17 protein-coding genes and 1 tRNA gene are annotated in these 19377 nt (G+C 47.2%); 14 read left to right on the forward strand and 4 right to left on the reverse strand.

Annotated features, from left to right (window positions below; translation table 11 throughout):
* Positions 1 to 5 precede the first annotated feature (5 nt).
* The 3 genes from groL to M2387_RS21505 all read right to left on the reverse strand — a co-directional run bounded on the left by groL (position 6) and on the right by M2387_RS21505 (position 2601).
* The gene (gene groL / locus M2387_RS21495; RefSeq protein ID WP_259052518.1) at positions 6 to 1652 is read right to left on the reverse strand and encodes a chaperonin GroEL; all 1647 of its coding nucleotides are present in this window, start codon (positions 1650 to 1652) and stop codon (positions 6 to 8) included.
* 43 nt (positions 1653 to 1695) lie between these two features.
* Complete coding sequence (locus tag M2387_RS21500) at positions 1696 to 1986, reverse strand: co-chaperone GroES (protein ID WP_211992806.1); 291 nt, start codon at positions 1984 to 1986, stop codon at positions 1696 to 1698.
* 135 nt (positions 1987 to 2121) lie between these two features.
* Entirely contained in the window at positions 2122 to 2601 is a 480-nt protein-coding gene (locus tag M2387_RS21505) for an FxsA family protein (RefSeq protein ID WP_259052519.1), read from the reverse strand.
* Between the two features lie 334 nt (positions 2602 to 2935).
* On the opposite strand from M2387_RS21505, the gene aspA reads away from it, so the two are divergent.
* The 4 genes from aspA to M2387_RS21525 all read left to right on the forward strand — a co-directional run bounded on the left by aspA (position 2936) and on the right by M2387_RS21525 (position 8344).
* Entirely contained in the window at positions 2936 to 4372 is a 1437-nt protein-coding gene (aspA, locus tag M2387_RS21510) for an aspartate ammonia-lyase (protein ID WP_259052520.1), read from the forward strand.
* 112 nt (positions 4373 to 4484) lie between these two features.
* Positions 4485 to 5786 carry an anaerobic C4-dicarboxylate transporter gene (locus M2387_RS21515; protein ID WP_259052521.1) on the forward strand — a complete coding sequence of 434 codons (1302 nt, stop codon included), beginning with the start codon at positions 4485 to 4487 and terminating at the stop codon, positions 5784 to 5786.
* Between the two features lie 237 nt (positions 5787 to 6023).
* Entirely contained in the window at positions 6024 to 7730 is a 1707-nt protein-coding gene (locus M2387_RS21520; protein ID WP_259052523.1) for a protein-disulfide reductase DsbD, read from the forward strand.
* Positions 7731 to 7768: 38 nt separating this feature from the next.
* A complete protein-coding gene (locus M2387_RS21525) occupies positions 7769 to 8344 on the forward strand; it encodes a transcriptional regulator (RefSeq protein ID WP_259052525.1) in 576 nt (191 codons plus the stop codon).
* A 42-nt stretch (positions 8345 to 8386) separates the two neighbouring features.
* Here the strand turns inward: M2387_RS21525 and M2387_RS21530 are convergent, their stop codons facing one another.
* A complete protein-coding gene (locus tag M2387_RS21530) occupies positions 8387 to 9574 on the reverse strand; it encodes an SGNH/GDSL hydrolase family protein (RefSeq protein WP_259052527.1) in 1188 nt (395 codons plus the stop codon).
* A 387-nt stretch (positions 9575 to 9961) separates the two neighbouring features.
* On the opposite strand from M2387_RS21530, the gene M2387_RS21535 reads away from it, so the two are divergent.
* From M2387_RS21535 to M2387_RS21580, 10 genes are all read left to right on the forward strand, one after another.
* Positions 9962 to 10037, forward strand: a tRNA-Phe gene (locus M2387_RS21535).
* A gap of 227 nt (positions 10038 to 10264) precedes the next feature.
* Complete coding sequence (locus tag M2387_RS21540) at positions 10265 to 12397, forward strand: TonB-dependent receptor plug domain-containing protein (RefSeq protein ID WP_259052529.1); 2133 nt, start codon at positions 10265 to 10267, stop codon at positions 12395 to 12397.
* Positions 12385 to 13224: a heme/hemin ABC transporter substrate-binding protein gene (locus M2387_RS21545; protein WP_259052530.1), complete on the forward strand. Its 840-nt coding sequence runs from the start codon at positions 12385 to 12387 to the stop codon at positions 13222 to 13224. Before M2387_RS21540 ends, M2387_RS21545 begins: the two co-directional genes overlap by 13 nt.
* Before the next feature lie 19 nt (positions 13225 to 13243).
* Positions 13244 to 14581, forward strand: coding sequence for a heme anaerobic degradation radical SAM methyltransferase ChuW/HutW (hutW, locus tag M2387_RS21550; protein ID WP_259052531.1), 1338 nt, complete (start codon positions 13244 to 13246; stop codon positions 14579 to 14581).
* A gap of 11 nt (positions 14582 to 14592) precedes the next feature.
* Positions 14593 to 15087: a heme utilization cystosolic carrier protein HutX gene (gene hutX / locus M2387_RS21555; protein WP_259052532.1), complete on the forward strand. Its 495-nt coding sequence runs from the start codon at positions 14593 to 14595 to the stop codon at positions 15085 to 15087.
* The gene (gene chuY, locus M2387_RS21560; protein ID WP_259052533.1) at positions 15087 to 15710 is read left to right on the forward strand and encodes an anaerobilin reductase; all 624 of its coding nucleotides are present in this window, start codon (positions 15087 to 15089) and stop codon (positions 15708 to 15710) included. Before hutX ends, chuY begins: the two co-directional genes overlap by 1 nt.
* Positions 15711 to 15928: 218 nt before the next feature.
* Positions 15929 to 17866, forward strand: a complete 1938-nt coding sequence (locus tag M2387_RS21565) for a BglG family transcription antiterminator (protein WP_259052534.1) — start codon at positions 15929 to 15931, stop codon at positions 17864 to 17866.
* A 484-nt stretch (positions 17867 to 18350) separates the two neighbouring features.
* Positions 18351 to 18689, forward strand: coding sequence for a transcriptional antiterminator (locus M2387_RS21570; RefSeq protein ID WP_259052536.1), 339 nt, complete (start codon positions 18351 to 18353; stop codon positions 18687 to 18689).
* Between the two features lie 18 nt (positions 18690 to 18707).
* A complete protein-coding gene (locus tag M2387_RS21575; protein WP_259052537.1) occupies positions 18708 to 19073 on the forward strand; it encodes a glycine-rich SFCGS family protein in 366 nt (121 codons plus the stop codon).
* The gene (locus M2387_RS21580) at positions 19073 to 19369 is read left to right on the forward strand and encodes a DUF4312 family protein (protein ID WP_259052539.1); all 297 of its coding nucleotides are present in this window, start codon (positions 19073 to 19075) and stop codon (positions 19367 to 19369) included. Before M2387_RS21575 ends, M2387_RS21580 begins: the two co-directional genes overlap by 1 nt.
* Positions 19370 to 19377: the final 8 nt, after the last annotated feature.

Here is a 19377-nt window from a genome sequence, read left to right on the forward strand (position 1 = left end):
AGTACTTACATCATGCCGCCCATTCCACCCATTCCGCCCATACCGCCAGCGCCGCCTAAATCAGGAGCGTCGCCTTTTGGCAGGTCGGTGATCATGCATTCGGTGGTGATCATCAGACCAGCGATAGAAGCAGCATACTGCAGAGCAGAACGCGTTACTTTAGTCGGGTCCAGGATACCGAAGTCGATCATGTTGCCGTATTCTTCAGTTGCTGCGTTATAACCGAAGTTACCTTCGCCCGCTTTAACATTGTTGGCAATAACAGAAGGTTCTTCACCGGCGTTAGCAACGATCTGACGCAGTGGAGCTTCCATTGCGCGCAGCGCAACTTTGATACCTACGTTCTGATCTTCGTTCTGTGCAGTCAGGTTGACAAGCTTAGCTGCAACGCGAACCAATGCCACGCCACCACCCGCTACCACACCTTCTTCAACTGCTGCGCGAGTTGCGTGCAGAGCATCGTCAACACGTGCTTTTTTCTCTTTCATTTCAACTTCAGTCGCAGCACCCACTTTAATGACTGCAACGCCGCCTGCCAGTTTCGCTACGCGCTCCTGCAGTTTTTCACGGTCGTAATCAGAAGTTGCTTCTTCGATTTGCTTACGGATCTGAGCAACACGGCCCTGAATCGCAGCTTCTTCGCCAACGCCATCAATGATGGTGGTGGTGTCTTTGTTGATCAGAACGCGTTTTGCCTGGCCCAGGTCTTCCAGAGTCGCTTTTTCCAGCTCCATACCGATCTCTTCAGAGATAACGGTACCGCGAGTCAGAGTAGCGATATCTTGCAGCATGGCTTTACGACGATCGCCGAAACCAGGTGCTTTAACCGCAGCAACTTTAACAATACCGCGCATGGTGTTAACTACCAGAGTCGCCAGAGCTTCACCTTCAACATCTTCAGCGATGATCAGCAGTGGTTTACCGGCTTTAGCAACCGCTTCCAGAACTGGCAGCATTTCACGGATGTTAGAGATTTTTTTGTCAGCCAGCAGGATGAACGGGCTTTCGAGTTCTACAGCGCCAGTCTCAGGCTTGTTGATGAAGTAAGGAGACAGGTAGCCACGGTCAAACTGCATACCTTCAACTACGTCCAGCTCATCTTCCAGGCCAGTACCGTCTTCAACGGTGATAACGCCTTCTTTACCGACTTTGTCCATCGCTTCTGCGATCAGTTTACCTACAGTCTCATCGGAGTTAGCTGAGATAGTACCAACCTGAGCGATAGCTTTGGTGTCAGAGCAAGGTACAGATAACCCTTTCAGTTCTTCAACTGCAGCGATAACTGCTTTATCAATACCGCGCTTCAGATCCATTGGGTTCATGCCAGCAGCAACAGCTTTCAGGCCTTCATTCACAATAGCTTGAGCCAGTACGGTTGCGGTAGTAGTACCGTCACCCGCTGCATCGTTGGCTTTAGAAGCAACTTCTTTCACCATCTGAGCACCCATGTTTTCGAACTTGTCTTCCAGTTCGATTTCACGTGCTACAGAAACGCCATCTTTGGTGATGGTCGGTGCACCGAAAGATTTATCCAGAACCACGTTACGACCTTTAGGGCCGAGGGTAACTTTCACTGCATCTGCCAGTACGTTTACGCCGCGAAGCATTTTAACACGAGCGTCGTTACCGAATTTTACGTCTTTAGCTGCCATTTCTTATATTCCTCAAATTCGTTCAGGTGTTCGTACGCGGATATTATTCAACGATAGCCAGGATGTCGCTTTCGGACATGATCAGCACTTCTTCGTTGTCAATTTTCTCGGACTTCACGCCGTAGCCGTCGTTAAAAATAACGATATCGCCTACTTTAACGTCCAGCGCTTGTACGCTGCCGTTTTCCAGGATGCGGCCTTTACCGACAGCGATAATTTCGCCACGAGTTGATTTACCAGCTGCTGAGCCGGTCAGAACGATGCCGCCTGCAGACTTAGATTCAACTTCTTTACGTTTGACGATAACACGATCGTGTAATGGACGAATGCTCATTGATAGCTCTCCTTCGAGAAAGTCAGTATCAGTTATTTAGGTAACGCCGCCCCAAACAGGATTCGGCTGCTGCCCAGATAAGTGGGGGTTATTAACGCCCCCTTCAAGGGGGTGTCACAAAAAAAATTCGAAAATTTAACGATCCTGGCGGTCCTGGTCTTCAAGACGCTTTGTTGTCTCATCTTTACGCTGATATTCGCCATCAAAGGTGTTGCCCTGATGGGTATTTCCGCCGCCAAATCCGCCACCCGGCATCGCGGAAAAACGCAGATGGGGCATAAGTTTAACCGTTAAATGTTTCTGTATTGGTGGCAGCAATAGCAGCAGGCCGAGGAAGTCGGTAAAAAACCCCGGCAAGATAAGTAAAATACCGGCGATGATCAGTGAAACACTTTTAACCATCTCGGCCGCTGGGCTCTCACCCGCAGCTATTTTTTGCTGCATCAGCATAAAGTTCTTCAAACCCTGATTCTTCACCAGCGATACGCCCAGTACGGAAGTCAGTATCACAAGAATCAACGTCAGAAAAACACCAAAGATATGCGCGACCTGTATAAAGAGAGAAATCTCAATATAGATGTAGAGAAAGAAGGCAATAAATGGGATCCAGCGCACTGAATACTCCTGTCATCAGGCAAGCCCCTTAACTCAGGCGCTCACAAAAAATGGGGTTGTCACGTTCATTCTGTAAGAGATGGCGACACTATAGCCAAAATTCAAGGGCCGGAAGAACGTGTTTTTTCACTCTGCTAACTGTTGACCTCTGTCACAAATCGACAATTGTTGTCCTGCATCGACAAGAATAAGTGATCCAGGTTAATACATTTAGCTATCATCAGCATATCATCAAGGTCAATAAGCAAATATTGGGCATAATCATCGGTCTATTCCTATCAGCGCCAGATATCCTGTGTGCGTACATTGTGATAGTTTAAATAAGAAGGTTTACATGCTAAACAACATTCGTATCGAAGAAGATTTACTGGGAACCAGGGAAGTGCCAGCGGAGGCCTACTACGGCATCCATACTCTGCGTGCGATTGAGAACTTCTACATTAGCCACAATAAAATCAGCGATATACCTGAGTTTGTTCGCGGTATGGTGATGGTCAAAAAAGCCGCTGCCATGGCGAATAAAGAGCTACAAACGATCCCTAAGTCTATCGCTAATACCATCATCAAGGCCTGCGATGAAATCTTAGAACAGGGTAAGTTTTTAGATCAGTTCCCGGTCGACGTTTATCAGGGCGGCGCGGGTACTTCGGTCAATATGAACACCAACGAAGTTCTGGCCAATATCGGGTTGGAGTTGATGGGCCATCAGAAGGGTGAGTATGAGTATCTCAACCCGAATGACCATGTGAATAAGTGCCAGTCAACCAATGATGCCTACCCTACCGGCTTCCGCATTGCGGTCTATGCCTCAATTATTAAGCTGATTGAAGCGATCAACCAGCTTAGTGAAGGCTTCCAGCGTAAAGCTGTCGAATTTGAATCAATCCTGAAAATGGGTCGCACGCAATTACAAGATGCGGTTCCTATGAGTCTGGGGCAGGAATTCCACGCTTTCAACGTTCTGTTAACTGAAGAGCAGAAAAACCTGCTGCGTACTGCAGAATTACTGCTGGAAGTAAACCTTGGCGCAACCGCTATTGGTACACGCCTGAATACTCCGGATGGTTATCAGCAGCTTGCGGTACAGAGACTGGCCGAGGTCAGTGGTCTGCCTTGTGTGCCTGCCGAAGATTTAATTGAAGCAACTTCTGACTGCGGTGCCTATGTGATGGTTCACAGTGCACTGAAACGTCTTGCTGTTAAAATGTCGAAAATCTGCAACGACTTACGTCTGCTCTCCTCAGGTCCTCGTGCCGGGCTCAACGAAATTAATCTGCCAGAACTTCAGGCAGGTTCTTCAATTATGCCAGCCAAGGTTAACCCTGTGGTGCCTGAAGTGGTGAATCAGGTCTGCTTTAAAGTCATTGGTAATGATATGACCGTAACCATGGCTTCAGAAGCAGGTCAGTTACAGTTAAACGTAATGGAGCCAGTAATTGGCCAGGCGATGTTCGAGTCTATACATATTCTGACAAATGCCTGTTATAATCTGCTGGAGAAATGCATTAACGGCATTACTGCAAACAAAGAAGTGTGTGAAAGTTACGTCTATAACTCCATTGGTATCGTCACCTATCTGAACCCATACATAGGTCACCATAACGGTGATATTGTGGGCAGGATTTGCGCTGAGACAGGCAAGAGCGTACGTGATGTTGTGCTGGAACGTGGTTTGCTCACAGAGGATGAACTGGATGATATCTTCTCCGTTCAAAACCTGATGCATCCGGCATATAAAGCCAAACGGTATACAGATGAAAACGATAAATAGCTCGACCGAATAACGCCAAAAAGGCACGTCTATCGACGTGCCTTTTTTCATTTTAGCGATAACTAAAATACAACAATTCATTTTCAATTGATTAAATAGTGAGGAAGTCATTATGTTTGCAGCAGAGCTCGTTATCGTCCTGCTGGCGATATACCTTGGAGCCAGACTTGGCGGCATAGGTATCGGTTTCGCCGGAGGCTTGGGTGTTCTGGTACTGACACTGGTTTTCCAGATAAACCCCGGTTCTATTCCCTTTGACGTGATTGAAATCATCATGGCAGTTATCGCCGCGATTGCAGCGATGCAAGTCGCGGGGGGTATGGATTATCTGGTGAGTCTGGCTGAACGTATGTTACGCCGCCATCCCAAGTATATTACCTTTCTGGCCCCACTCGTAACCTGGTCGATGACCGTTCTTGCAGGCACCGGACATACTGCTTTCTCGACACTACCCGTAATAACCGAAGTCGCTAAAGAACAAGGCATTCGCCCTTCCCGTCCTTTATCTATCGCCGTTATTGCCTCTCAGATTGCTATTACTGCCTCTCCTATTTCTGCTGCAGTGGTCTTTTTCTCTGGCGTCCTTGAGCCACTGGGAATTAGCTACCTGACGCTGCTGGCGATTTGTATTCCTTCGACGCTGATTGCCATTATGCTGACTGCTGGGGTCTGTAACTTCCTTGGGTGTGAACTGAAAGATGATCCGGTTTATCAGGAACGTCTGGCTAAAGGTGAAGTTCAGCTGCGCGGCTCTCAGGTATTAGAACTGAAACCGCATGCTAAACGTGCCGTATTATTATTTGTGATTGGTATCCTTGCGGTGATGTTTTATGCCACTGCCATCAGCGATACCGTTGGCCTGATTAAAGACCCTTTACTGCCGCGTAATGAAGCGATTGTGGTCTTTATGCTGACTATCGCTGCACTGATTAGCTTCAGCTGTAAAATCGATACCGGTGAAGTGCTGAATGCCAGTACCTTCAAGTCTGGTATGAGCGCCTGTATCTGCGTACTGGGCGTTGCCTGGTTAGGCGATACCTTTGTTCAGGCACATATCGGTGATATCAAAACCTTTGCCGGTGACCTGTTAAATGACTTCCCGTGGTTGCTGGCTGTAGTACTGTTTTTTGCTTCTATGCTGCTCTACTCTCAGGCAGCCACGGCTAAAGCTCTGTTACCTGCGGCATTAATGCTTGGGGTAAGCCCATTAACGGCTGTCGCCTCTTTTGCAGCGGTTTCTGCCCTGTTTGTATTACCGACCTACCCAACGCTACTTGCTGCTGTTGAAATGGATGACACCGGCTCAACGCGCATCGGGAAATATGTATTTAACCATCCGTTTATGATCCCGGGCGTCATTGCCATCACGCTTTGTGTGGTATTCGGGTTTATTCTCGGCGGTATCATTCTGTAAATATCCTTAAACACAGACGGTTTAGCCGCCTGTGTCCACAGCTACATGCTATAGTTCATCGCTGTCAATTCAGGCAGCGATGACGTATCACCTCTACGTTATAAGCGTTGTGTCTGTCTCATCGCGAACAAACATGTCACGAGCCAATACATACCAGACAGCCGCTTTTGCGCTATTTTTCTACTATTCCCCGAATCACTGGCTCTGCCAGTGACCTACAAACAGTGAAGATTTTCTATGGCATTGCGCATTCTTACATTCATCCTGTTGTTTTGTAGTTCACAAGTCTTTGCTGGATTATTTGATAACACCAACAAATCTCAGTTTGTGCCTGCCGAACAAGCCTTTGCGTTTGATTTTCAACAAACCGAGCATCAGGTCACCCTGAACTGGCAGATTAAACCGGGTTACTATCTCTATCGCCAGCAGATAAAAGTGCTACCGACCGATGCGCGGCTAGCTTCTTTTGAAGTCCCGGAGGGAACCTGGCATGAAGATGAGTTTTACGGCAAAACAGAGATTTTTACCGACCATTTTAGCCTGCCCCTGACTCTGAACAGTGCTGAAAAAGGTGCTTTTCTGAGCGTCACTTACCAGGGATGTGCTGAGGCGGGCTTATGCTATCCTCCAGAAACGCTGACGGTTCCCCTGAGTGCCGTCGAAGCTTTGCCGGCATCAACGATAGCCGATTCTCCAGTAGCTGAGACCTCCCCAGTCACATCGGGCAATGCGCTACCTTTCTCAGCGTTATGGGCCTTTTTGATTGGCATCGGTATCGCCTTTACTCCCTGTGTATTACCGATGTATCCGCTGATTTCAGGCATCGTCCTCGGGGGGAAAACACGACTCTCCACACCCCGGGCATTGATGCTGGCCTTTATTTATATCCAAGGGATGGCACTGACCTATACGGCATTAGGCTTAGTGGTCGCGGCGGTCGGCTTGCCGTTTCAGGCCGCGTTGCAGCACCCTTATGTACTGATCGGGCTGTCAGCGATGTTTGTCCTGTTAGCGGCGTCAATGTTCGGTTTATTTACCCTGCAATTACCCTCTTCTGTACAGACCCGCCTGACGCTGATCAGTCAGCGCCAGCAAGGGGGCTCCGTTTATGGGGTCTTTGCTATGGGGGCATTAGCCGGGTTAATTTGCTCACCTTGTACTACCGCACCCTTAAGTGCAATCCTGCTCTATATCGCCCAGAGCGGCAATCTCTGGCTGGGGGGAGGAACACTCTATCTCTATGCCTTAGGAATGGGCTTACCTCTGGTACTGATAACCGTCTTTGGTAACAAGCTGCTTCCAAAAAGCGGCCCATGGATGGAGAGTGTGAAAATCGCTTTTGGTTTTGTTATTCTCGCCCTACCGGTCTTTTTACTTGAACGCGTTATCGGGGATGCCTGGGGCCTGCGTCTCTGGAGTTTACTGGGTGTCGCCTTCTTCTGCTGGGCCTTTATTACCAGTCTGAGCGTGCATAAATCCTGGGTAAGAGTACTGCAAATTCTCTTCCTGGTTGCCGCAATAGTGAGCGTTCGCCCTTTGCAAGACTGGGCATTTGGTGCACCATCAAGCCATAGTGAACAGTCTCAGCTACACTTTATCTCTGTTGAAAATATTGACCAGTTGAACCAGGCGCTGGAAAAAGCCCGGGGGAAACCGGTGATGCTCGATTTATACGCAGACTGGTGTACTGCCTGTAAAGCTTTTGAGAAATATACTTTTAGTGACCCACAGGTACAGCAAGCGCTATCTGGTATGGTGTTACTGCAAGCCAACGTTACGGCAAATAATGAAGCGGACAGAGCCTTACTGAAACACCTTAATGTCCTGGGGCTTCCGACTATCTTGTTCTTTGACCCTCAAGGCCATGAACAACGCGATTTAAGAGTCACCGGCTTTATGGATGCTGGCGAGTTTAGTACTCATTTGCACCACCTGATACCCTAGATAATGTTGACTGTTTGAGTTAACCAGAGGAGAACCACGTGCAACGTGAAGAGGTTTTAGAACATACCTTGCATGTCCTTGAACGCGAAGGCATTGCTCGTATTACGCTGGATATTGTGGCTAAGGAAGCTCATCACCCGGTTGCAGAAATCCGTCAGTTCTGGCCTGACGAAGAAGCGATGCTGTATGACGCACTGCGTTATCTGAGCGGCAAAGTGGAAGTCTGGCAGCGTCAGTTAATGCTTAATGAAGAGCTTTCCGCTCAACAGAAACTACTGCAACGCTATCAGGCTCTTACTGAATGTCTCAATAAGCAGCGTTATCCTGGCTGCTTGTTTATTGCAGCCTGCACTTTTTATCCTGACCCCACTCATCCTGTTCATCAGCTCGCCGATCAGCAGAAGCAAGCAGCCTGGAACTATACCCATACCTTGCTGGCCGAGCTTGAAGTGGATGACCCGGCAATGGTGGCCGACCAGATGGAACTGGTGCTGGAAGGCTGTCTGTCTAAATTGCTGGTCAAACATAACCAGGCTGATATCGACACCGCCCGCCGTCTGGCGGAGGATATCTTACGCTTTGCCTTGTGCCGCCAGGGCGGCGCGCTGACCTGATTAGAGGGTGCGGTATTTTCTTATACCGCACCAAAGCATAAATTAAGCGGCAGCGGCTTTGTCTGAATAATTCTTAACTATAAAACTATTCAATATCGTCGCAAAAGTCTGATGAACTTCCTGGGTCGGGTGAACACCATCATTATAAAGATATTCCGGTGATATATTGAGATCCGGATCGGTTTCCAAAGGATTATGAATATAACCGTGTGTCGTATAGGAGTGTGTTGTATCGTAGCCAATCTGACGAGCGATAGTAATAATTTCCTTTAATGCCGCCGAAGTATCAAAGAAAAATATCTTTGCCGCTGGATATTTTACTTTTAATTTTTCGATGTTTTTCTGTAATAAAACATTATGCGCAATACTGATATCTTCATATTCTCTTTTATGACCAGAATGCTCAGATTCTGGCGTCAGAGATATATCGGGCATTCCCATAACCAAAATATTTTTGACTCCACTTTTTAATAATTTTTCAACGTCATCTATCTGGGTTTCTACAACTTTCAAAACATCATTTTTATGTAACACAATATAGTCATTAGCACCTGCAAAAAGAACCGTTAAATCTCTGGCCGAAGGCTGGTACTCTTTTATCTGGCTATCAAGATTTGATAAGAAATTACTGCGCAGGTTTAAGGGTGAGTAACTTGCTGAAGTGCTTCCTCCCTCTGCAAAATTAACCATCTTTTTGTTCAAAAAAGCAGGTGATGACAGGTATTCACCCCAGACAAAACCATTGGTAAATCTGCCTTCATAGTACTGATTATAGGAAGGAAAGATATGAAGTGATTTGTCAAACATCCGACCGTTGGAATCAGAAAGGCTGTCACCGAATACCACCAGCCGGTCAATATTATCCAGAGTGACATCAGGATGAGGATAGAGCTTACCAATAGCTTTTGCGAGTTTAAAATTAGTGTTTTCCGCCAGAACATCCCCCCCCTCTCTGACGATATTATATTTATCTGTTATAGATTTAGGATTAAGCTGAAAATCTTTTATCGTACGCTTAAACTTCGCCGCCAAATCAACTTGAATGGGATCTGATTTATCGATAGATATATTCATTTTTTCTATGAATTTATTTTTCTGTAAAAGCTCTGCATTACTACTTTTTATTGTTGCTATTTTTAATAGCGGAGACAACACGTGAAGTGCTGGTGCTTTCACTACGACATTAAGTGCTTGTACTGCCAGTAACGCCGGGCCATTAATCGATATCATTTTTGTCATCCATGTCATTATTATAATTTATTATTACCTGGTAGATCGCTACAGGTATTTCAGAAAATGATTTAAAAGTTTACTAAAATATATCTTATTTCGCTTTTCGACCTATTCAAAATCTCTATATTGTTCAGGGATCACACTTTCCCCCTCTCATCAGTAAGATAAAAGCGCCATAAGAAGAGATAAACGCAGCGTCCTCTTTACATGAGTCAACCATACGTTCTTTTTTTCCTGAAAAGGCCCGCAATGGTCGCTTATCAACCAAAATATGTCTTAAATTCCTACAGCACAGTAAAACCTGCCGTAAAGTTGAGCAAACAACGCTTTTTTACTGAAATACCATTGACGCCATACGCCAATTAGGGTTTAATGCGCCCCGTTGCCCGGATAGCTCAGTCGGTAGAGCAGGGGATTGAAAATCCCCGTGTCCTTGGTTCGATTCCGAGTCCGGGCACCACTATTTAGAAAAACCAGCCTAAGGGCTGGTTTTTTGCTTTCTGACGTTTGGATAAAATCCTGCATATCCCTGCCAGATGCCTCGTTTACCCTTCATACAGCAGAGTAAATTGACACAGATCAAAAGATGTATTGTTTCTACATCTTTCAGATTGAACTTATGGATACAACTTTTATATAAATGCAAATGATAATGATGATCATTTACATAATCATAAAGGTTCTCATATGTTGCCACAGTTCAACAGCAGGCCATTTTTCCTTTCAGCCCTGACATTATGTGTTTCAGGCGCTGTTTCTGCAGCCAATACCACAGCACCATCTAAACCCTCCAGTGACGATACGTTAATCGTTACCGCTAACCGGACAGAAAGTAGTCTCTGGAACAGTCCGGCAACCATTCAGGTGATTGACCGTCAGACCCTACAAAACTCGACCAGCGTTTCTATTGCCGACGATCTAAAAGATATTCCCGGCGTTGAAGTCACCGACAACTCGCTGGCAGGTCGTAAACAAATTCGTATTCGCGGTGAAGCCTCTTCACGCGTGCTGATTTTGATCGACGGACAGGCTGTCAGCTATCAGCGAGCGGGCCAGAACTATGGCGCTGGTTTGCTTATCGATGAGTCTTCACTGGAACGTATCGAGATAGTAAAGGGCCCCTACTCGGTTCTCTACGGTTCGCAGGCCATTGGCGGCGTGGTGAACTTCATTACCAAAAAAGGTGGAGATAAACCGCTCGCAGGCAGTATCAAAGCTGTCTATAACTCCGCCACTGTCGGGTGGGAGGAGTCAGCCGCCGCCTGGGGCAGCATCGACAACTTTGATTATCGCATCAACGCCAGCAACTCAGATCAGGGGGATCGTTACACCCCGGATGGTAGATTGCCTGATACCAACTTCAGCAATAACAGCCAGGGTGCCTGGCTGGGTTACAACTTCAATAACCATAAGCTGGGGCTGTCACTCGATCGCTATAAGGCTTCCACGCAAACCTGGCTCAGCGATGCTGAAAACCAGTATGACGAATTCAGCGTCCGGATCCCGAAACTGCTGCGCGAAAAAGTCGGTATTTTCTATGACTATGATGCCGGCGGGGATTACCTGAAAAAAATCCACCTCGATGCTTACAGCCAGACTATTGAACGTAAATTCGAAAATCGGGTTAAAACCACTCAGGTTATCCCTAGTCCGATGATAAAGGCGCTGACGGTCAGCAATCAGACCCAGACCAATGATAAACAGTACACCCAGGGAATGACGCTACAGAGCAACTTCTCTCTTCCGGCAAATAACGAACTGGTTATCGGGACTCAGTACCAGCACGATAAAGTCAAACAGGATAGCAACAGCAGCACACGTCAGACCGCGGCGACCGGCTTCTTTGATATCCAAACCCGTACCCTGTCACATATTGAAGCTGAGCAGAGTAATGCCTCCCTGTTTGCACAAAACGACTGGCATTTCGCTGACGACTGGACTTGGACCTTTGGTGCACGCCAGTACTGGCTCTCTTCCAAACTGAATCGCAGCGACAGTCTGAGCGACACAACCTGGCAGTCATCCGGAAAGAAATCAGAGCATGATGACGAATTAGTCACCTCCACCAGCCTGCGCTACTCCGGCTTCAAAGATATTGAACTGCGCGCTGCCTATGCTCAGGGATACGTCTTTCCGACACTGACTCAGCTATTTATGCAGACTTCTGCAGGCGGCGGCGTCACCTATGGCAACCCGAACCTGAAGGCGGAACACTCCAATAACTATGAGTTAGGTGCCCGTTATAAAGGCAATATGTGGTTGATTGACACTGCAATTTACTACTCCGAAGCCAGAGATTATATCGCCAGTCTGACCTGTGCCGGACAACCCATTTGCCAGGGTAACACCACCTCTTCCCGGGGCGGATATTATTACTATGACAACATTGACCGGGCTAAAACCTGGGGGATGGAACTCACCGCAGAGTACAACGCCTGGGCCATCTCTCCTTATTTAAGCGGTAACCTTATTCGCCGCCAGTATGAAGGCGACACCATCAAAACCAGAGACACGGGTGAACCAACTCTGACAGGAAGAGCCGGTCTGAAAAATACACTGTTGCTCAATAGCGCCAGTGTGACTTCGGATATCTTTGTCCGCGCAGCCTCCAGCGCCAACGATAAAACAGGCAGCAAGGAAATTAACTATCCGGGCTGGGCAACCCTCAACCTGGCATTCAATACTGAATTTGGCCCGCAGGAGCAGTATCAGGTCAACCTTGCGCTGAATAACCTGACCAATAAAAGTTACCAGACTGCACATGAGTCTATTCCTGCCGCAGGCTTCAACGCCGCAGTAGGCTTTGCATGGAATTTCTGAAAATGAAGAAACTCACCGCTGGCTTACTGATTCTCGCCTGCACTTTCAGTACGACGGCTGCCGAAAGACTGGTTGTCGCAGGCGGTTCGCTGACCGAGCTGATTTTTGCTTTGGGTGCCGGTAACCAGGTGGTTGGGGTGGATGAAACCACCACTTATCCTGTGGAAACAGCCGCTATCCCACACATTGGCAGCTGGAAGCAACTGAGCAGCGAAGGCATTTTGTCCCTGCGACCGGACAGCTTTATCACCTGGCAGGATGCCGAACCGCAACTCGTTCTGGATCAGCTACGCGGGCAAAAAGTTAAGGTTGTGACCTTACCACGTGTTCCGACAACGGTTGAGCAGATGTATGCCAACATCCGCCAACTGGCAAAAACGCTGCAGATCCCTGAGCAAGGTGATGCCCTGGTCAGTGATATACACCAGCGGCTAGAACGTGTTCAACAGAGCGTTAAGTCGAAACATGTGCCGGTAAAAACGCTATTTATTCTTTCTGCCGGCGCGAGCGCACCGCAGGTGGCCGGTAAAGGCAGTGTGGCTGACGCCATTTTGACCCTTGCCGGCGCTGAAAATGTGGCGACTCATCAGCAGTATCAAAGCTACAGCGCGGAATCGCTGATTGCAGCAAATCCGCAGTTTATTGTCGTGACCTCACAGATGGTGGATGGCGACCTCAATCGTCTACGCGCGATAACCGGAATAACCCACACCAGCGCCTGGAAAAATCAACGCATTGTAATCGTAGATCAAGCCCTGATCCTGGGCATGGGGCCTCGTGTCGCTGACGCGGTTGAGTCTCTGCACCAGCAATTTTGGCCCCAATAGAGGGATGTGATGTAAACCTATGAATATACAAAACGCGCTGGATCTCACCGGGCATTACGCGCTGGAGGGAAACCAACCCTTTAAAGACCGACGAGCCATGATGCCGTGGCGTGGAGCGGCTCCTGTAGCAAAAGATCAGCTGCCGCAAACCTGGCAAAATGTCATCAGCCAGCGCGTGACTCCGCGTAAAAGGCTGGTGTATTTGCATATCCCCTTTTGCGCGACGCACTGTACGTTCTGCGGTTTTTATCAAAACCGTTTCGAGGAGGATCATTGCGCCCTCTACACCGATGCCCTTATTCGTGAAATCGAAATGGAAGCGGACAGCGTTTTACATCAGTCAGCGCCTGTTCACGCCGTTTATTTTGGCGGCGGTACGCCTTCAGCGCTGTCGGCACGGGATCTGGCAAGAATAATCACCGTGCTAAGGAACAAGCTCCCTCTGGCGCCAGACTGTGAGATCACGATTGAAGGCCGGGTTCTTAACTTTGACGATAACCGAATTGATGCATGTCTGGATGCGGGGGCAAATCGTTTTTCTATTGGTATTCAGTCTTTTAACAGCAAAATTCGTAAGAAGATGGCCCGAACTTCAGATGGTTTAACGGCCAGGGCTTTTATGCAAGGACTGGTGAATAGAGATCGTGCGGCAGTCGTGTGCGATCTGCTTTTCGGCCTGCCAGGGCAGGATGCAAAAATATGGGGGGAAGACCTGGCGATCGCCCGTGATATTGGCCTCGACGGTGTTGATCTCTATGCCTTAAACCTGATCCCCAATACGCCATTGGGCAAAGCTGTAGAAAATGGCCGTACTACTGTTCCTTCCCCGGCTGAACGCCGTGACCTCTACCTTCAAGGTTGTGATTTCATGGATGATGCAGGTTGGCGTTGCATCAGCAACAGCCACTGGGCGCGTACCACGCGCGAGCGCAACCTGTACAACCTTCTGATTAAACAGGGTGCCGACTGCCTGGCATTTGGTTCTGGAGCAGGTGGCTCGGTGAACGGTTACTCCTGGATGGTAGAACGTAACCTTACAACCTGGCATGAGTCCATCGCCGCCGGGAAAAAACCGCTAATGATGATGATGCGTACCGCAGAATCCGGTTTCCAATGGCGACACATCCTGCAGTCGGGTATTGAAACGGCGCGCGTCCCGCTGGATGAACTGACCCCTCATGCTGAAAAATTAGCCCCGTTACTGTCCCAGTGGCATCAGGCAGGATTGACCAGAGATCCCTCAACCTGTCTGCGCCTTACCAATGAAGGCCGTTTCTGGGCAAGCAATATTTTGCAGTCTCTTGATGAACTGATTCAGAAACTTAACGCGCCGCGTATTGCGGTAGAGAAACTATAACAGGAGTAATTATGAGTCATGTCTCTTTGCAGGACTTTTTAAAGACTGAGCCGGACGGTACGCTGGAAACCATCGCCAATCAATACAACACCACGCTGCTGGATGTCGTACAAAACCTGCCTTCCCCGACGGTTGTTTCGGGCGACCAGTTTGACACCGTTTGGGAAAACGTCAGTGAGTGGGGCAAAGTCACCACTCTGGTCCATACTGCTGACGTTATCCTCGAATTTAGCGGCGAACTGCCTTCCGGATTTCACCGCCACGGCTACTTTAACCTGCGGGGTAAAAAAGGGATGACGGGGCACATCAAAGCCGAGAACTGCAAGCATATCGCCTTGATTGAACGTAAATTTATGGGAATGGATACCGCATCTATCCTCTTCTTCAACGAGGCGGGTAGCGCCATGTTTAAAATTTTTCTCGGCCGGGATGAACATCGCCAGTTACTGAGTGAACAGGTTCAGAGTTTCCACACGCTGGCCGCATGGCTTAAGGAAAATGTCTGATGACACCCTGGCTACTCTTTGGTGCGGGCGGCAACGGCGTTGGAGCAGAAACGCTTGAACTGGCATTGGCGGAAAAGCGGCCTGTGATTGCCGTTGTTCGCAATGTACAGGCTGCGGCTGAACTCGAAAAAAAGGGGGTAAAGGTTTTCAATGGCGATGCATGTAATACTCGCGTTGTTGCCTCTGCCTGCGAAGCCGCGGGTCCGGACGCCATCGTCATCTCCTCTATGGGCGGTGGCCAGGACTATCTTGCACACCGGACGGTCATTGATGAGGCTGAAAAAGCGGGTCTCAGACGGATGATACTGGTGACATCGCTTGGCTGCGGCGATAGCTGGCAATTTCTATCACCGCGTGCGAAAGCGGCTTTTGGTCAGGCCGTACGAGAAAAATCGCTGGCGGAAAGCTGGCTACAAACCAGCCAGATGGATTACGCTGTTCTTCGTCCTGGCGGTCTGCTCAACGGCGGCGCGACAGGCAAAGCACAGCGAATACAAGGTGAAGAGCTTCATGGTTTTGTGAGACGCGCCGATGTTGCCGCGCATATTCATGAGCTGGCTAATGCGCCAGCCCTGAATAATCAGGTCTATAGTCTGGTTGAACCTGAACTTAAACCGACGTAATTCTCTCGCGGCGCGGAATATCGCGCCGCGAAGACGCTACAGGCAACGGCTTTGCGTTGAAGATAAGTTGTTTAATTCGTCATTAAAATTAATTCTTTGACCATCTTTTGAGTTCCGCTACCCACCAAACCTCTGATAGAGTCCAGCCATCGGCTCATCAAAAATGCGACTTTAGTCTGACAGCTAATATTTTTAGCATTGATTTTAAAGGTGTTTTCGTGGCTCTATTCACTCAACAGCGACATAATCAAATTTTTGCCAGTATTCTTAATGAGGTTATGCCTCAGGATGAACTTGCCAAGCGTTTTTCCGTTTCAACGCGGACAATTCGCTCAGACATAAATGAAATCAACGAGTTGATTCAAGATTATAGCGCACATATCCTCTATGAACGCGGGCATGGCTATCGTTTGAAAATTGATGATGATGCGCTGTTTGAGACTTTCACCCAGCAAAATGAAGCAGAGAATAGCATCCCGCGTACCGGCAAAGAGCGTATCGATGCCCTGCTATTAAAACTTCTGATGCTGTCGCTACCGGTGAAGCTGGATGATATTGCAGAAGAGTGGTTTATCAGCCGGGGGACACTGCAGCAAGATATGGGGGCCGTCAGAGAGCACCTGCAAAAATACAGTATTGTTTTAGAAAGTATTCCTCATCAAGGTATCCGATTAAACGGTAATGAATTGGCTATCAGAGCCTGTATCACAGAAACCTTGTGGCGTCGTTTCTCTGAGCAAATCAATCAGGATCTAACGACTTTCTCCCCTGAGTGCCTGGATAATATTGACCTCACGTATATTGATAAATTACTGCATAACGGTATGAATCGATTCGATATTCGACTCAGTAACGAGGGGCATATTTACCTCGTTTTCAGCTGCGCAGTGACCATATTACGTATTACGCGTGGCCATGAGTTAACTACAATTGCTAAAAATAATGATAATGAAGAAGTTATTCTTAAAGCCTGCGACGAAATATCAAAGGGACTGATCTATTTTCTAGGTAACGATCTGGCCAACCCTGAAATCAGTTATTTACACGATCAGGTCATTGCCCAGCGTATTACCAGCCAGGATCCTGGCTGCCAAAAAAATGGCAGTCATAATGCGCTGGCCGAGCATATCCTGGATTATATTAATTCTCTTTATAACTATGATTTACGCAATGATGAAAAACTTAAAAAAGATCTCAATGCGCATCTGGCGGCACTGATTACCCGGCTTCAGTATCATATCTCTACCACTAACCCTCTCCTGTCCGATATAAAACAATATTATCCTTTTGCCTATGATGTTGCTCTTAGCGCCTTGACGAGTGCCAGCAAGAAGTTACTTCCCTATCCGATCAGTGAAGATGAGCTTGGTTATCTGGCGGTGCATATCGGCGTAAGCCTTGAGAGAAATTATGGCGCGGGATCGGTACGTCAAACGGAAATACTTGTGGTTACTGATGCGGGTAACTCAACATTTCGGGTCGTTGAGTCTAAGATCATGCGTGAATTTCCACAGTTAAAATTCAGCCGCGGTCTCACCCTACAAGAATATGAATCACTTCAGGAAATTGATGAAGATTTCGTTATTACGACGGTGCGTATTTCTGAGAAAAATAAACCCGTCATTAAGATAGCCCCTTTTCCCACCCCCTATCAGCTTAAGCAAGTGGGGCGTTTAGCGATGGTTGATCAAACGCGCCCGTATATTATCGAGCAATTTTTTGATGAGCGTTTCTTTATGGTGTTCAACGAAAAAATTAGCCAGGAAACACTCTTTCAAACGGTTTGCAAAAAACTGCAGCAGGATGGATATATCACCGCCGATTTTTACCCTTCGCTGCAAGAGCGGGAGTCAATTGTCTCTACCTTACTCGGCGAAGGTATCGCCCTGCCCCATTCTCTGGGATTACTGGCCAACAAGACCGTTGTCGCCACCATTATCGTGCCAAGAGGCATAGAGTGGAACAAGGAAACCAAAGAAAAAGCCTATGTTATTTTCCTGCTGGCGATCAGTAAGGCTGATTATGAAGAGGCGATGGCGCTCTATAATTTGTTTGTCACTTTCGTCAAAGAAAAAACCACTCAACGCTTAATGACGGTCAAAAACTTTAATGAATTCCAGATAATAGCTAAAGATAGCTTAGCCCGCATTCTGTGAGTTAGCGGCAACTTCCACTTTCGGCCGGAAAGAGGGAAGTTGCGCTTCTTTACGTGATCCTGACCACAGCTTCATCATTTCTTTTTCAGTAATTCGTGTTTCACTCAGTGATAAAAAGCCACAAGTGGAAGTGACAAACCTCAGATACCCTCTCTGAGCATTTTTTCATTTCCACTTTGCATCAATCTCTTTCCTGTCATCTACGATTCAAAAAATAAGACGTTAATCAATTGAATTTAAATAATTAATTTAAAAAAACTCTGCTGATTAATTTTTTACAACTCACCTTCTAAGATATTTATTTCCATTTATTTTCCGGTTGGTTCAAAAAACAAACGCATTTTCCCTTTATCTATTTCCATATAATTTCCACTTCCAAGTGGAAATTCACTGCCTGCAAAAAAAAGCCAGAACAGATTAAGGTATTAGTCATCAAGAAACAGAGTCGTCTAACTTACATTATTACTTTGGATTTTAAATAGTTATGACCGAATCAGTAGTAATTTTTAATATGGCAGAACACAAACTCGATATCGATGAAGTCACACAAGAACTTCTGGTAATGATTACTCACTGGCTCAAGCAAGAAGATTGCTACGCCACGGAGGTACAGCAGCAGATGCTGGTATCTCATTTACGAGCCATGGTTTTCAGAGCGAAAACAGGCGAAGCATTACCCGAAGTCGATATCAGTTTGTTTGATGAAATATCTCAACATTCTATTGGGTTAGCGCAAAGGGTGGTTGATACCTTGCCCGGCTTAGCGCCTGAAGAGACCTACTTACTCTCTGTTCACTTTGAAGTTGTTCGTTCTAATGACTAATTCCTGGAGCATAAAAATATGAAACAAATCGTTATTGTCATCGGAGATCGTTTAGGGAAAGGGCAAAAAGTTGCTGTCGGCGTAGAAACTGCAGGGGGTAAAGCCATTGTCGTTCCTGGCGTTGCGGCGGATATGAAACTTGGTGATGTCATGAATGCTGAACAAGCCGATCTGGGTATCTCGTTTTGCGGTAGTGGCGGTGCTGGTGCGATTACTGCTCAAACCAAATATGGCTATAAAGCACGCTATGGAATGCGTTCTATCGAAGAAGGCGAAACGGCGATTGCTGATGGTTGCAACGTGCTCGGTTTCGGTTTTATGGATAAAGAAGAGTTAGGTGAGCGCTTAGTCAAAGCATTTAATAAAAAATACGGCACTGCTTAATGAAAAAATCCATCGAAACGGTTGTACGGATAACAGGACAAGGTGACACAAAGCAAAAAGCCATTGCTGATGCCTTAAATTCAATACAAAAGACCGTACTCAAAGACAACACCGACATCATCCTGCGCATTGAACCAAAGGATGTAGAGATAGTCAGTGCGTATTCGCAATCACGGACAGAAAAGTTTCTTTTTATCTTTTTGCCACGTAAGCGCGAACACTTTCGTGTTGTGCTCGACGTTTCGCTGGACGTTACCCTACTTTCTGTTAACGAAATAGTCTTTACAGAACAATAAAAGCAATC

Origin of the sequence: Klebsiella sp. BIGb0407 (assembly GCF_024807845.1) — a bacterium.
Taxonomy (GTDB): domain Bacteria; phylum Pseudomonadota; class Gammaproteobacteria; order Enterobacterales; family Enterobacteriaceae; genus JGM124.